This is a genomic window from Phenylobacterium sp. LjRoot219, assembly GCF_964252995.1.
GTDB lineage: Bacteria > Pseudomonadota > Alphaproteobacteria > Caulobacterales > Caulobacteraceae > Phenylobacterium.
In genome coordinates this window covers 1,429,007-1,443,421 of the sequence record NZ_CAXUQI020000002.1, presented here as the reverse complement: position 1 = coordinate 1,443,421, position 14,415 = coordinate 1,429,007, and the positions used below count along the sequence as shown (strand labels likewise).

Genomic DNA, 14,415 nt, shown 5'->3' with positions numbered 1-14,415 from the left:
GCTCTGCTTCCGCGAGGAGGCGTGGCTTTAGCGTCCACGAGCGCGCGTGCCGGCGGCAGGCCGCCTGGCGATCACCGCCGGCCAAGCGCCGCCCTCAAGGGACGAAGTAGACCCTGCGGGCCCGCTCGCAGACGATCTCGCGCACATCCTCCTCGGGGATGTCCATGCAGTCGCGGGCGATCACGTCACGGGAGTGCGGCCAGGTCGTCTCGGAGTGCGGGTAGTCCGAGGACCACATGATGTTATGGCCGCCCGGGAGATGGCGGTTGAGGATCGCCGTCCGGTCGTTGATGAAGGAGGCGTAGACATTGCGCTCCATGAAGAAGCTCGGCTTCTCCTGGAGTTCGCTCTCGGTCCAGAAGCGCTGCTTCTCCCAAGTGCGGTCCATGTATTCCGCGACCCAAGCCATCCAGCCTGCGCCGCTCTCGACGGTGACCAGCCGAAGTTTCGGGAAACGCTGGAAGATGCAGTTGAAGATGAAGATGGCGATCGGCTCGATCATGGCCACCTTGCTCATCGGCAGGTCGGGCAGGAAGTATTTCTTCTCGCCGAAGCGCGGGATTCGCCCGCCGAGGTGCATGGTGACCGTGATGTCGAGGTCGGAGCAGGCCGCCCATAGCTTGTCGAACTCGTGATCGGCGTAGGAACGGTCGCCGCCCGGGTCGCCGCTCAGCGCCGCGCTCTGGGCGCGGTTGAGCGCGCGGACCTCGATCGAACTGGCGGTGGCGTCGCCCTTCGGCATCGGGAAGGCGGGGATGTTGACGCTGCGGAAGCCGATCTTCCGCAACTCCTCAAGCATGCGCACCGTCTCGTCGACATCGCGCATCGGCACGTAGCCGACCGGCACGAGCCGCCGGCGATCCGCACCGCAGAAGTCCCAGAGCCAACGGTTGTAGGCCCCGAAACTGGCGATGTAGAGCTCGGAGTCCATGGTCGGCAGCGGCCCTCCGCCGAACAGCACGGCTGCGTCGATGCCGTCCTGGTCCATGTCGGCGAGCCGCGTCTCGGGTAGCCAGACCGGCCGCATGTCCGTGCGCCGGCCGACCATCTTGAACTCCTGGCCGGTGCGGCCGGCCTGGTTCGAGATCATCATCACCGGGCGCTTCTTGCCTTCGAAGACGATCCAGTCGTGCTCTTCGCCGTGCTCGATGCGGGGGGCAAGTCCGCGCAGGCTCGGCGGCAGGTAGTCGGCCCACATCTCATAGGGCGCGTCGCAATGCGCGTCGGCGTCGACGACCCGCAAGCGAGTGGCGGCGGCGGAGCCGGTCGCTGGTCCGGCGATGTCCAAGGGCATGTGCGGATTCTCCTGGCGCTCACGCGGCCCGCGAGCTGCTTACATTCTCATATTCCGGAAAGTCGTACCCCGCGCGCAGAGGGCCGGTCAACGTAATGGCGTTCCGTAAATACGTAATTGGGGAGATAGATCTACATATAGAGAAAGCATTGTTGTGCCGGACGCGGCCGCCCGATAAGGCTGGACGATCGCACGGCGGTTCGCCAAGGCGCCTCAGCGCACGGCTGCGTCGCTGCGACCAGCTTGGGATATGGCGCCGAGGTCGCGGTTCCCCGCGAGTCGGTGGGTGCTTAGGAGGGTTTGCTGTGTCCGACGTCATCGTGGCTCCCGAGGTCCGCGACCTGCGGTTGCTCGCCAGCCAGCTCGCCGCCTGGATCGCCACGCGCCTGCCGGACGCTGAGGCTATCCGGGTGGAGAATCTCGCCTACCCCTTCGGCGCGGGCCAGTCCCACGAGACTGTGCTCTTCGACCTCAGCTGGTCGCAGGATGGCCGGCCGATGACCCAGGGCTGCGTGGTGCGGATCAAACCCACACGCCACACCGTCTATCCGGACGACCTCTTCGACCAGCAGTACCGGATCATGCAGGCGCTGCACGCAGACGGTCGAGTGCGGGTGGCGAAGCCGCTATGGCTCGAGACGGACCCGACCATCCTCGGCGCGCCGTTCTTCCTGATGGAGAAGGTCCGCGGACGGGTTGCGGTAAGCGTGCCGCCGTACGTCGAGGCCGGCTGGGTGGCGGAGGCGACGCCCGCCCAGCGCGCGAAGATGTGGGAGGCGGGCGTTCGCCAGCTCGCGGCCATTCAGAACGTGCCGCGCGCATCCCTGTCCTTCCTCGAAGGGCCGGAGGGCGCCCGGTCCGGACTTGCGCAGGAGTGGGACAAGTACACCCGCTTCGTGCGCTGGGTCAGCGCGGACCGCCGCTGGCCGCCGCTCGCGGCCGCGGTCGAGCGCCTGCAGCAGCGATGGCCCAAGAACCAGCCGGAAGGCCTCGTCTGGGGCGATGCGCGGATCGGCAACCTGATGTTCGACGAGAACTTCGACGTCACCGCCGTCGTCGACTGGGAGCAGCCGTCGCTCGGCGGGGCTCTCCACGACCTGGCCTGGTGGCTCTACAACGGCGAGGTGATGCACTGTCATCCTGACGGAACCCCGCGGCTGGCCGGCATTCCGACGCGCGACGAGATCATCGGCCTCTGGCGCGAGGTGACGGGCGTCTCGACCGACGACCTCGACTGGTACGAGGACTTCACCCGGCTCAAGTTCGCCGTGCTCGGCATCCGCACGGCCGCGCTGCGTGGTCTGCCGGCGCCCGACGAAGGCGTCATGGCGAAGCGCCTGCGGCTCTGACCCATCTCGCACCGCCGCCAGGCGCGCTCGCCACGAGAGCGAGGCGGCGATTGACCCCCCAGCGGCGAGGAGCATATCTGCCGGTGTTCACAACAGTGGAAAAGTGAAGTGCCGCGCTCTTCTCCTGCCGTCCATCGTGTCGCGGCGATCCTGAACTTCTTCGCCGCCCACACCGGCCAGGCGTTCACGCTCACCGAAGTGGTGAAGTCGGTGAAGATCAGCCGGGCGACCTGTCACACGCTGCTTACGGGGCTCGTCGAGGTCGGCTACCTGCACCGCCTGAGCGGCAAGACCTACGTGATCGGCCCGGTGCTGGTGTCGCTGTCCCATACGGTGAGCGCGCATCATTCCCCTTTGCAGGTGGCCAAGCCGGAAATGCGCGCCCTGGCCGACCAGTTCGAGGGAGTCTGCATCGCCGGCTTCCGCGAGGGCGCTGACGTCGTGGTGCGCGAGCGGGCCAGCTCAATCTCGAATTTGGGGTGGGCGGCGCAGCCGGGCGCGCGCCTCCCACTGCGCCCGCCGTTCGGGGCGATCTTCTTCGCTCGCTCGCCGAAGGCGGAGGTCGACGCATGGCTGGCGAACGTCACCCCGCAACCGACGGCCGAACAACGCGCCCAGATGTTCGAAGCCATGCTGTTTGCGCGCGAGTACGGGTTTTGCTTCGGCACCTACGCCGAGGGAAAGCGGGCCCCTGAGCCGGACACCGAGTGGTTGCTGCGCGGCGAAATGGAGAATCCGCCGGTGATCCTGCGGACCCAGCTGGACCCGGCCGGGAACTACAGGCTGTCGTTCATCTCGGCTCCGGTCTTCGACGCCAACCAGAGGGTCGCGTTCGAGCTGGTGCTGACCGGCCTGACGCGCGAAGTCTCGGGAGCCGAGGTCGCGCGGATCGGCCAGCGTGTGCGGGAAGCCTGCGACCGCATCGGCAGCTTCGTCGCCGCGCCGCCGGCGGCCGCCGCGTAAGGTCGAGCGGCGCCCGAGCTTGGGCGGCGCGCACGACGGAACACCCACATCGCTTGATGCAGCACAGCCGTCCCCGCGCGCCCCGATAAAGTGTGCCAGGTCGCGCACGTCGACCGGCTGCTGACGGGGCTGGCAGAGCTAGAAAATGCTCCGCCGCGTCACCAGGCTGAAACAGGCTCGCAGGCGCGATGCGCCTTATGCGCATCAACGCCCACGCCGCCGCGCGCGACCTTGCCTCAGAAGTCGAGCAGCAGTTCAAGCCCGTAGGTGCGGGCTGCAACGTACGAGGCCGAGGTCGCGAAGGGCGTGAAGAGCGCGGTCGTCGCGTCCGCACGATCCGTCAGGTTCTTGCCCCAGAGCGCCAGTTCGCCGCTGGCCGGACCGAGCTTCAGGTTGCGCAGCGCAATGCGGCCGTTCAGCGTCCAGTAGCCGGACGTCTCGAGCACGTTGCGGTTGGCGGCGACAGCTCCATCCCGGGCGGGGTTAGAGGAGAGATTGATTTTCGACTGGTAGAAGGCGTCGGCGCGGACGCCCAGGCGGACGTCGCCGAACAGCGGTTCGGTCTCGTAGGATCCGTACAGGCTCGCCGTCCACTTCGGGCGACCGGTCACGTCCAGCCGGCCGTTGTTGCCCGCCAGCACGAGGGGCTCGATGAACGGGAAGGACACGTCGGTGTAGCTGAGGCTGCCGCCTAGGGTCACTCCGCGCGCCGGTGCGGCGAACACTTCCAGCTCGGCCCCCTTCGCCCGCACGGTGCCCTGGTCTCCGACGAAGACGCTGAGCTTGGAAATAAGCTCGCTGGCCGTCGTCGCGCCGTACAGCTGCGTCAGGATGGGGAGGGCTAGGGCGACCGACGAGGGCGTGGAGGTCGACTGCGAAGCCTGGAAATGCTCGTAGTCTACGTGGAACAAGGCGAGGTTGGTGCGGAGCCGGCGATCGAAGAAGTCAGCCTTCACCCCGACCTCGTAGGACTCCGCCGTCTCCGGGTCGTATGGAATGCCGCCCGTCGACCCGCCGGAAACGAAGGACGTCGAATACTTTCCATAGATGAGGGTGTCGTCGTTCGGCGTCCAGTTCAGGCCGATGAGGTAATTCGGCTTTTTCTTCTTGTAGTCCGGGGGCACGATCACCGGCCGTGGCGAAATGACGCCCGTCGTAGCGTTAAGCACGTCGTATCGGAAGGCGCTTTTCTTCTTGTCGTTTGTGATGCGCGCGCCGCCGACGACCTGCAGTTCTGGCGTGATATTGTACTCAAGCTGAATGTAGGCGGCCAGCGATGTCGCTTCGTTCGAGTAATGCCCTTCGTTTCCAAGGGGTATGACGCCTGTCTGCGGGATGAAGGTCGGAAACGTCAGGGTATTCTGTTGGCCGTTCGGCCCGCCAGCTTCGTCTTCCGAATGGAACCAGAGCGCGCCCATGGTCGCCTGAAGATTTTCTGAACTGTAGTTCATCTGCAACTCGTTGCTCCATTGTTTGGAGACGGAAGCGGACTGAGCTGCAACGAAGATGAACCTCTGGCCGACGCGGGGCTGGAGCGCCGTTGAGACCTGTTGGAGCACCGCCCCTTGTACGGCGGGGGGCAGGCTGAAGAAGTTGGGCACGCTCGACGCCGCGCTCAGCAGTGCGAACGGCTGAAGCGCCGCTTGGGTGAAGGTGAGGCTGCTGATCCCGTCGATCGGGGTCGGGCCGAAGACTTTGGACTTCCGGTAGGCCGCGATGTTCTTGAACGTCACCTGGTCGGAAAGATCCCAGGTCGCCGTCAGGCTGTGACCGAAGACCGTTTGCGTGCGAGGCACCGCGAAGCCGTTGGTCGCGATGTCGGGCCGCTCTCCGTTCGGCGCCGCATACAAGTTCTGGCTGTTGTAGAGAGCCTGGGCCACGTTGACGACCAGCGGGGAGAGACCGCCGAACCTCGGATCGTAACCGATGAAGCCGGTGACGTCGGGCGTTCCGCTGTCCTCGTTGCGGTCGAACTTGTAGATCGCCCGGAAGTTGTTCGTCGGCTCGAACTTCAGTGCGGCGAAATAGGATTCGTTGTCCACTGTGCCCAGCCAGTTGGGCGAGCGTTGGACCCCGAACTGGCCGGAATTCCTGCGATCCCAGATCAGCCCGCCCGCGGCGTTGCGTACCTCCCCGCGACGGTAGTTCCGCACATAGCTGCCGAAGGCGCTGAACGGCCCGGCCTCCGGTGAGTCCGCGGTGAGCCGGAACCGATAGGCGTCGCGGTTGCCGACCATCCCTTCCAGCCGCACGTGAGGGTCGCCGCGCGGGTCGCGGGTGGTGATGCTGATCGCGCCTGCGGTTGCGTTGCGCCCGAACAGCGTGCCCTGCGGGCCGCGCAGGATCTCCAGGCGCTCGATGTCTGGCAGTTCGAAGATCGAACCGCGCGGCGAACTGATGTAGACGCCGTCGATATAGATCGAGACCTGCTTGTCGGATCCGGGCACCACGCCGAAGCTGCTTTGCCCACGGATCGTGAAGACCGGAACCCCGCTGCCGCCCGGCGAAGGCTTCACGGTCACGCCTGGTGCGATCGCCGACAGGTCATTCACCGTGTAGATGCGGTTGGCCTGCAGCGTCTCCTCGGTCACTGCGGTCACCGCGATCGGCACGTCCTGAAGGCTCTGCTCGCGCTTCTGAGCGGTGACGATGATTTCCTGCAGCTGGTTTTCACCGGCCACTTGCGCGCTTGCCGGCGCGACGGCGGCCAAAGCCGTGGCTAGCCCCGTCGACACCAGCAGGAATCGACGCGGATTAAGTCCCCTAACCATGCGCTCTCCCTATGAGCTCACTCGCCGCGTCTTCGTTGGAGCGGCAGACATTTTTGCTTGGATTGGACGCTTGGAACCGTTTGGCGGGACGCGGATCGAGAACAGTCGATCGAGATCATCTGATGAGCGGAAAATAGGCCGCTCCTGGATGCACCGGTGGACCAGAAAGCCCAGCCGCATACTCCGTATTCGGAGCAAGCCGGCCGTTGCTGATGCTTTAAGTCCACTTCAACGCCCGCCAACCGTCCTCTGAAGATCGCCTCGCTGACCAAATGGTTAGCGAGCGGCGGCAGGCTGTCAAGTGGCACGCTGAAGTTTGTTTGACGCCCGTCCAGCACGCGTGTCGGCGCGCTGTCAGCCGATCCTCGGCCGATGCGCTGGGCGACTCGAAGATGAGGCCCTCGTGACCGGCCCTGGGGCACGAAGAGGAGCGAAAAGTCCACCTCTCCGTGCGGGCGACCCGCCCCCAGCCGCTAAACGCCAGCCAAGGCCTCTGACGGTTCGGAACGGCGCGGCGTCGGATTGAACGTGACCGGCAGGCCGCGGATGCCCCAGACGCCGGTGAACGGCCGCCATCCGAGCGGGCCTTCCGTCACGGGAGCGGTCATCCGTTGCGCGATGAGGTGGAGGCCTTCCTCCAGCTGGGCGCGTGCGATGAACTGGCCCAGGCAGAGGTGCGCGCCGCGACCGAAGGCCATGTGGCGGTTCTCGTGGGTCCGGTCCGGGTCGAACACGTCGGGGTTCGGGAACGTGGACGGGTCACGGCCGAGGATGTTGACCGGGAAGAACAGCGTCGTTCCTTCCGGAATGAGCACGTCGCGATAGGTGATGTCCTTCCAGACCCGACGCGGAACGTTTGAAGGACTGGTGTAGCGCAGCCCCTCTTCCACCACCTTGGTGCAGTAGGGGCGGTCTTCCGCACAGCGCGCGTAGATCTCCGGCCGGGCGCACAGATGCTGCATCAGCAGGGTGAGCACGTTCTTGGAAGTGTCGTAGCCGGCGCCGAACAGGAAGATCAGCAGGTCATAGACCTCCTCGTCGCTGAGCGTCCCAGCGTCGATGGCGGCGATAAGGGAGTCGAGCAGATCCGGCTCCGGATGCAGACGCTCGCCCGCGCGGCGCAAGGCCACCAGCTGCACCACGAAGTCATGCATTACGCCCAAGGCTTCTTCGAGATTTGGCAGGAAGCCCGGGATCATGTTGTAGCTGAGGCCGAGGGTCTCGAGCGAGGAGCGCAGGCGCGGCAGCACCTCAGGCGAGGCGCCGATGATCCCGCACATGACCGTCACCGGGAAGTATGAAGCGAACTCCTCGAAATCGATGGTGTTTCTCGGAGCCCACTGATCGAGCAGGTCCGACACCACGCGGCGCATGAGTTGGCGGTGCGTGTTCGCCGCTCGCGGAGTGAACATCGGCGCAAGGGAGTCGCGCAGTCGACGATGAACCTCTCCGGTCTGGGCGATCATCAGGCGCTTCATCCACAAGCCCCAGCGGGACTCGTCGGCGCCCATGTAGGCGACGACCTCGTCGACGGCGATCCGCAGATGAGTATCGAGGCCGAGCAGGTCCTTGGCCGCGGCGAACTCGGTGATCACGTAGCCGACATCTGAGCGCGCGAGCCAGGGATGCTGCTCTCGGGCTTCCGCGAACCGAGCGGCCGGCTCCGGCGCGAATTCAGGTCTGTTGATGGGCAGCTCGGGAAGGGTGAGTTCCGACAGTGATCGCATGAGAGCGCCTCGAAGATTTAAGCAAGGCCGACGAACCGCGGTGGGCCAACGAGCGAGGTGACAGGGCCATCACCGAGGTTCCGCCCGTCGCCGCGGAGCTTCACGGCCACAGGTCGCTAGAACTGGCTCGGCGGCATGCGCACGACGAGTCCGTCGAGCGCCTCGGTGACCCTGATCTGGCAAGAGAGGCGCTTGCCCGGATGATCGTCGTCGCGGATCTCCATGGTCGCCTCCTCCATGTCCGAAGCCTGGCCAGTCGGGACCCGCCAGGCCTCCTCGACGTAGACGCGACAGGTGCCGCAGGCGCAGTTGCCGCCGCATTCGGCCACGATGCCAGGGACGCTGTTCCACACCGCCCCCTGCATCAGCGAGCAGCCCGGCTTGACCTCGGCGGTGTGGGCCGCGCCGTCGGCTTCGACATAGGTGATCTTGACCACGCTCAGGCCCCGACGCGTTTATCCGCCGGCGTAAATTCGATCGGCAGTCCCATCATGCCCCAGGCGCCCGGATAGGGCCGCCAGCCGAACTCTCCGGCCAGCTTGGGGTTGCGCAACCGTTGGGCGATCTGATGCAACGCTTCCTGCAGCTGCGCCCTGGCGATGAACTGCCCGAGGCACATGTGCTTGCCGAGGCTGAAGGCGACGTGCCGCTGGTTGGGCTGCAGCGTCCGATCGGGATCGAACCTGTCGGGGTCCTCGAACACGCCCTCGTCGCGGCCGGAGATGTTCAGGTTGAACCAGACCATGGTGTCCTTCGGGATCACCACGTCGCGGAAAACGACGTCTTGGTTGGTGAAGCGCGGCACAGAGCCCGGATTGAAGTAGCGCAGGCCCTCGTCGAGCACCTTGCGGCAGTAGTCGGCGTCGACCGCGCAGCGCTCGTACTTTTCTGGATTCTGCATCAGCAGGTACATCGTGTGCGTGAGCACGTTCTTCGACGTGTCATAACCCGCGATGAAGAAGAAGATGATCAGGTCCGCCAGTTGCCGCTGGTCGACCCCGCCTTCATCCGCGGTCTTGATCAGAAGATGAAGCAGATCGTCTGGGTTGCCGCCTTCCGGATCGGCGCGCCGTTCGGCGATCAGCCGCTGCACCAGGTTCTCCAGCCGGTCGTAGGCCTCGTAGATCGCCGGCAGCTTGCTCTTGTCCATGGCGAACGCCAGGCCGAGCGTCTCCAGGCTGGAGCGGATCTGTGGGATCTCCTCGACCGGCGCGCCGACCAGGGTGAACATGTTGGAGATCGGGAAGTAGGAGGCGAACTCCTCGAAGTCGAAGCTTCCCTTCGGCGCCCACTCATCGAGCAGGCGGGTGATGCTGGCCTGCATCATCGGCCGCAGCTGATTGGCGAAGCGCGGGGTGAACTTGGCGGCGAAGGCGTCGCGCAACAGCCGGTGCTGCTCGACGGGCAGCGAGATCAGCTGCTGCTCGGTGAAGCGCCCCCAGGGCGTTCCGTGCGCTCCGAGCTGGTCGACGATGCCGTCGTAGGCCGGCCGGAACTTGTCGTCCTGGCCGAGCAGCTCGCGAATGGCCGTGAGCTCGTGGATCAGCAGGCCGATGTTGGATTTCGCCAGCCACGGATGCCGCTCACGCGCCTCACGAAAGTAGCGCACGGGGTCTGCGGCGAACGCAGGCTCCTCCACCGGCAAGTGCGGCAGGTCCAGCTCAGCGACCGTCTTCATCGTCGTCCTCCCGTTCGAGGATCCCGTCGATCGACGACCGAACGAGTCCACGTTGCTAACCACATGGTTAGCCCACTCGGGCTCCTGTGGTCAACTCAGTCCGCAGCAGATTGGGTTGCCAGGCTCACAGGCAGCTTTCACAAGAGACCGCCGGTCACATTGCGAGGTTGGGGGGAGAATGACGTCGACCAGAAGAAGGGGGGTTGAGACCTCCGAGACGCGCTCGATCTTGATGGACGCGGTTGAGGCGGTGATGCGCGACAAAGGATATGCGGCGGTATCCGCGCGGAGCGTCGCGGAGCGCGCGGGGCTAAACTACCAACTCGTCTTCTACTATTTTCAAGGCATGGACGATCTGCTTCTGGCGACCTATCGCCGACGGACGCAGCGCGTCCTCGACGGCCTCGAACAGGCCCTCGCCTCGGACCGTCCGCTGCACGCCTTCTGGGAGGCTTCATCCGAGCCCTTGGACGCCGCGCTGACTATGGAGTTCCTGGGGCTCTCCAATCACAATGAGATCATCGGGGCCGAGACCATCCGCTTCGGCGAGTTCATGCGCCGCTTGGTCGCGGAGAAGCTGTCCGAGAAATTCCCCCAAAACACGCCGGAAGCCTCTGTCTTCACGCCATTGGCGACGAGCCTGGTGCTCGCGAACGTCGGAGCGATCATCGGCCTTGAGAACACGCTCGGCATATCGGGTGGTCATGCCGCGGTTAGAGACTTGGTGGGGTGGTGTCTCGAGCGCCTCGAGCCCCCCGCAAAGGGTGCGAGTTCCGTCGGCGCCTAGCTCGCCTATGCGGTCCTCCCGCAGCCGCAATTCCGCACCTCGTATCCCGCCGCGGCGGAAATGCACTTGACGGCCCCTCCCGCTAACCAGATGGTTAGCCTCAAGCCGGCGCGAAAGCCGACAGCAGTGGGAGGAAACAGATGCCACTGGACCAGATTGGCGCGGACGCGCCTGCGGCCGTCATTCCGGTTTTCGACCCCGCCACGGCGGAGCAGATTGCGGAAGTGCCAGATGTGGGGCCGAGGGCCGTCGATGCGGCGGTCGCGCGTGCGCGGGCGACGTTTGAATCCGGCGTCTGGCGAGAGATGCTGCCGAAGCACCGCGCCAAGGTTCTCTGGCGCGTGGCGGAGATCGTGGATCGACGCATCGATGAGATCGTAGAAGTTGAGGCTCGCAACAACGGCATGGCCCGTTGGCTGGCCCGCAACCTGATCGCCTCGGCAGCGGAGGTCTTCCGCTACTACGCGGGCTGGGTGACCAAGATCCACGGCCAGTCGACCGACATCATGGCGGAGGGAGGGATCAGCGGCGCGAATGCACGCTACCACGCCTACACGCTGAAGGAGCCGGTGGGCGTCGCCGGGCTGATCATTCCCTGGAACGGTCCTTTCTACGGCGCGATGGTCAAGCTTGCCCCGGCTCTGGCCGCCGGGTGCAGCTGTGTGCTTAAGCCAGCTGAGGAGACTCCGCTTACTTCGCTGATGCTGCCGGAGATCCTGGCCGAGGCGGGCGTGCCCGACGGGGTCGTCAACATCATCACCGGATACGGCGAAACGACCGGCGCGGCGCTCGCGCGACATCCCGACGTGGACAAGATCGCCTTCACGGGCTCCACCGAGACTGGCAAGCTCATCGTCCAGGCCGCGGCCGGCAATCTCAAGCGGGTGACCCTCGAGCTTGGCGGCAAGACCCCCGTGCTGATCTATGACGACGCCGACCTCAGCAAGGCCGTTCCGGGGGCGGGACTTGGCATCTTCATCAACGCCGGCCAGGGCTGCGTCTGCGGCTCGCGCCTGTACGTGCAGCGGGGCGTGTACGACCAGGTCGTCGAGGGGCTGGCGAACTTTGGCAAGGCGATGAAGCTCGGCGGGAGTGACGATCCAGAGGCTCAAGTCGGCCCGATCATCAGCCAGCGCCAGCTGCAGCGCGTGTCGAACTTGGTGGAGGAGGGCAGGGTCCAAGGCGCGGAAGTCGTCTCAGGGGGACGGATCCTCGATCGCCCCGGCTACTTCTTCGAGCCGACAGTGGTGACCAATGTACGTCCCGACATGCGGATGATGCAGGAGGAGATCTTTGGGCCGGTGATCGCCGTAATCCCGTTCGACGACGAGGAGGAGGTCATCGCCGAGGCGAACAACTCGACCTACGGCCTGGCCGCGGGGGTCTGGACGCGCGAAATCGCACGCGCCCACCGACTCGCGAAGCGGCTAGAGGCTGGCACGGTCTGGCTCAACGCGCAGCTGGCCTGGGACGTCAGCCAGCCGTTCGGCGGCTACAAGCAGTCGGGCTGGGGTTATGAGTACGGTTGGGAAGGGCTGAACGCCTATCTCAAGACCAAGACGGTTTACGCGGAAATCTGAGGCCGGCGGCGGACGGTCACTTGACCAGCGAGCGTTGTCCCGGTCGCCGCCCGCCGCCCCTCCTCGACGGGAACAGCATGAAATCGGTGAAGGCTTTGGCGCCGGCGATCGCCGTGTGCGTATTGACGGTGCTCGGCGGGTGCGGGGCCGAGGCGGTCCGCCGCTATTCCGCGGTTGGGGCGGCCGAGAACTGGCCGAGCCACGGCGGCGGGGCGGACGAGAGCGGCTTCAGCCGTTTGAGGAGCATCAACACCCGCACGGTCGGCAAGCTCGGCCTTGAGTATGCGCTGGATCTGCCCGGGGAAATTTCGCTCGAGGCGACGCCGCTAGCCGTTGACGGTGTCCTCTACTTCACGGGCAGCTACTCCGCGGTCTACGCCGTCGACGCGGCGAGCGGGGAGCTGCTCTGGAAGCACGATCCCGAGGTCTGGCGCCACAATCCAAGGAAGATGCGCTTCACCTTTCCGGTGAATCGCGGGGCCGCCTACGAGAACGGACGCATCTTCTCGGCGACCCTGGATGGCCGGCTCCTGGCGCTAAACGCGAAGACCGGCAAGCTGCTCTGGACGGCGCAGACCGTCGATCTCGACAGCTTCCACACCATCACTGGCGCCCCGCGTACGCTGAACGGCAAGGTGATCATCGGCAATGGCGGCGGCGACTTCGGCGCGCGCGGGTACGTCACGGCCTACGACGCCGCGACGGGCCGGCAGCTCTGGCGCTTCTACACGGTCCCTGGACGCCCCGAGGAGAACCGCGGCGACCCTGCGATGGAGCGGGCTGCGGCGACCTGGAGCGGCGAGTATTGGAAGACCGGCACCGGCGGGACCGTGTGGAACGGCATCACCTTCGATCCCGAGCTGAACAGGGTCTACATCGGCACGGGGAACGCGGGACCTTACGATCCTGAGCTGCGCAGTCCCGGCGGCGGCGACAATCTCTACCTGGCTTCGATCGTCGCGCTCGATGCGAACACCGGCAAATATGTCTGGCACTACCAGGTCAACCCGCGCGAGGCCTGGGACTACAAGGCCACGGCGAACATGATCAGCGCGACCCTGCAGATCGACGGCAAGGCGCGCAAGGTGCTGATGCAGGCGCCCACGAACGGGTTCTTCTACGTCATCGACCGCGAGACCGGGAAGCTGATCTCCGCGGAGAAGACCGGCAAGGTGACCTGGGCGGAACGGATCGACCTGCAGACCGGCCGGCCGGTCGAAGCCAAGAACATCCGCTACGAGACGGGCGAGACGGTGATCTGGCCCGGCAATCAGGGCGGCCACAACTGGCAGGACATGGCCTTCAGCCCGAAGAGCGGCCTCGTCTACATCCCCTACATGCAGGCCGCCGTCCGCTTGCGGAAGGGGCAGACCCTCGCGCCAGGAGAGGTCTCCTATGGCGGCCTGACCATCTCGCTCGTCAAGGAAGATCCGCTGGACGGCAAAGGCGCGCTGATCGCCTGGGACCCGGTGGCCCAGAAGGAGCGCTGGCGGGCGCCGCACGACGACATGTGGAACGGCGGGGCGCTTGCGACGGCCGGCGACCTCGTCTTCCAAGGCGGCGCTGACGGCTATTTCAGCGCTTACAACGCCGCGACGGGCGAACGGCTCTGGCGGTTCTACGCAGGGCAGGGGATCATTGCGCCGCCGATCAGCTACTCGGCCGGCGGCAAGCAGTATGTGTCTGTTCTCGTCGGCTTCGGAGGCACCGCCGGGATCATCAGTAACTTGATGGACGCGGGCTGGCGGTTCGACGCCCCGCGCCGCCTGCTCACATTCTCGCTCGACGGCACGGCGAGCTTGCCGCCCACGCCGGCGCGGCACACGCCGCTGAAGCCGCTCGACGATCCCACGCTCAAGCTAGACACGACGGATGTGACGGCTGGACAGTTGCTCTACGGGATGAACTGCGCGGTGTGCCACGGCCTGGCGCTGCGCTCCGCCGGCGCTCCTGGTCCCGACCTGCGGGAATCTCAGATTGCGCTCGACCGCGAGGCGCTCTGGAGCGTGCTTCATGACGGCGCTTTGCGGCCCTCGGGCATGCCGCAGTTCCAGGAGCTGTCGCGTCAGCAGGTCAGCCAAATCCAGGCTTACATCCGCGCCGGTGCGCGCCAAGCGCTTGGGAAAGGCGAGATTGCGACGCCTGACGTGGCGCCCGGGCGGATGTGAGCCCGTCATTTGCAGCGTCAACTCTCAACCACCCCTTCTCGCTCGGTCGAGCGGGTCAGCTATTCGGGCGCTCGCACAGCCCTTCGGGAGCGGCTTCC

The 14,415-nt window shown here is 65.8% G+C and carries 10 protein-coding genes; 5 read left to right on the top strand and 5 right to left on the bottom strand.

Going from position 1 to position 14,415, the window contains the following annotated elements:
• Positions 1 to 94: 94 nt before the first annotated feature.
• Positions 95 to 1,294 carry an amidohydrolase family protein gene (locus tag ACSQ14_RS24710; RefSeq protein WP_436017536.1) on the bottom strand — a complete coding sequence of 400 codons (1,200 nt, stop codon included), beginning with the start codon at positions 1,292 to 1,294 and terminating at the stop codon, positions 95 to 97.
• Between the two features lie 305 nt (positions 1,295 to 1,599).
• On the opposite strand from ACSQ14_RS24710, the gene ACSQ14_RS24705 reads away from it, so the two are divergent.
• Both ACSQ14_RS24705 and ACSQ14_RS24700 read left to right on the top strand, forming a co-directional pair.
• Positions 1,600 to 2,643 carry a phosphotransferase family protein gene (locus ACSQ14_RS24705; protein WP_436017534.1) on the top strand — a complete coding sequence of 348 codons (1,044 nt, stop codon included), beginning with the start codon at positions 1,600 to 1,602 and terminating at the stop codon, positions 2,641 to 2,643.
• A 108-nt stretch (positions 2,644 to 2,751) separates the two neighbouring features.
• The gene (locus ACSQ14_RS24700) at positions 2,752 to 3,606 is read left to right on the top strand and encodes an IclR family transcriptional regulator (protein ID WP_436017532.1); all 855 of its coding nucleotides are present in this window, start codon (positions 2,752 to 2,754) and stop codon (positions 3,604 to 3,606) included.
• A gap of 236 nt (positions 3,607 to 3,842) precedes the next feature.
• Here ACSQ14_RS24700 and ACSQ14_RS24695 read toward each other — a convergent pair whose 3' ends face one another.
• From ACSQ14_RS24695 to ACSQ14_RS24680, 4 genes are all read right to left on the bottom strand, one after another.
• Positions 3,843 to 6,377, bottom strand: coding sequence for a TonB-dependent receptor (locus ACSQ14_RS24695; protein WP_436017530.1), 2,535 nt, complete (start codon positions 6,375 to 6,377; stop codon positions 3,843 to 3,845).
• 473 nt (positions 6,378 to 6,850) lie between these two features.
• Positions 6,851 to 8,104 carry a cytochrome P450 gene (locus ACSQ14_RS24690; RefSeq protein WP_436017528.1) on the bottom strand — a complete coding sequence of 418 codons (1,254 nt, stop codon included), beginning with the start codon at positions 8,102 to 8,104 and terminating at the stop codon, positions 6,851 to 6,853.
• Positions 8,105 to 8,220: 116 nt separating this feature from the next.
• Positions 8,221 to 8,541 carry a 2Fe-2S iron-sulfur cluster-binding protein gene (locus ACSQ14_RS24685; protein ID WP_436017526.1) on the bottom strand — a complete coding sequence of 107 codons (321 nt, stop codon included), beginning with the start codon at positions 8,539 to 8,541 and terminating at the stop codon, positions 8,221 to 8,223.
• Between the two features lie 2 nt (positions 8,542 to 8,543).
• Positions 8,544 to 9,782 carry a cytochrome P450 gene (locus ACSQ14_RS24680; protein ID WP_436017524.1) on the bottom strand — a complete coding sequence of 413 codons (1,239 nt, stop codon included), beginning with the start codon at positions 9,780 to 9,782 and terminating at the stop codon, positions 8,544 to 8,546.
• Positions 9,783 to 10,014: 232 nt separating this feature from the next.
• Between ACSQ14_RS24680 and ACSQ14_RS24675 the strand changes: the two genes are divergently transcribed.
• The 3 genes from ACSQ14_RS24675 to ACSQ14_RS24665 all read left to right on the top strand — a co-directional run bounded on the left by ACSQ14_RS24675 (position 10,015) and on the right by ACSQ14_RS24665 (position 14,317).
• Positions 10,015 to 10,569, top strand: coding sequence for a TetR/AcrR family transcriptional regulator (locus ACSQ14_RS24675; RefSeq protein WP_436017522.1), 555 nt, complete (start codon positions 10,015 to 10,017; stop codon positions 10,567 to 10,569).
• Positions 10,570 to 10,709: 140 nt separating this feature from the next.
• A complete protein-coding gene (locus ACSQ14_RS24670) occupies positions 10,710 to 12,149 on the top strand; it encodes an aldehyde dehydrogenase family protein (RefSeq protein ID WP_436017520.1) in 1,440 nt (479 codons plus the stop codon).
• 77 nt (positions 12,150 to 12,226) lie between these two features.
• Entirely contained in the window at positions 12,227 to 14,317 is a 2,091-nt protein-coding gene (locus ACSQ14_RS24665; RefSeq protein WP_436017518.1) for a PQQ-dependent dehydrogenase, methanol/ethanol family, read from the top strand.
• Positions 14,318 to 14,415 lie beyond the last annotated feature (98 nt).

Excerpts from the sequence above, each read along its gene's own strand:
- ACSQ14_RS24710 (WP_436017536.1), bottom strand. The coding sequence starts at position 1,294 with ATGCCCTTGGACATCGCCGGACCAGCGACCGGCTCCGCCGCCGCCACT.
- ACSQ14_RS24695 (WP_436017530.1), bottom strand. The coding sequence starts at position 6,377 with ATGGTTAGGGGACTTAATCCGCGTCGATTCCTGCTGGTGTCGACGGGG.
- ACSQ14_RS24690 (WP_436017528.1), bottom strand. The coding sequence starts at position 8,104 with ATGCGATCACTGTCGGAACTCACCCTTCCCGAGCTGCCCATCAACAGA.
- ACSQ14_RS24680 (WP_436017524.1), bottom strand. The coding sequence starts at position 9,782 with ATGAAGACGGTCGCTGAGCTGGACCTGCCGCACTTGCCGGTGGAGGAG.
- ACSQ14_RS24675 (WP_436017522.1), top strand. The coding sequence starts at position 10,015 with ATGGACGCGGTTGAGGCGGTGATGCGCGACAAAGGATATGCGGCGGTA.
- ACSQ14_RS24670 (WP_436017520.1), top strand. The coding sequence starts at position 10,710 with ATGCCACTGGACCAGATTGGCGCGGACGCGCCTGCGGCCGTCATTCCG.
- ACSQ14_RS24665 (WP_436017518.1), top strand. The coding sequence starts at position 12,227 with ATGAAATCGGTGAAGGCTTTGGCGCCGGCGATCGCCGTGTGCGTATTG.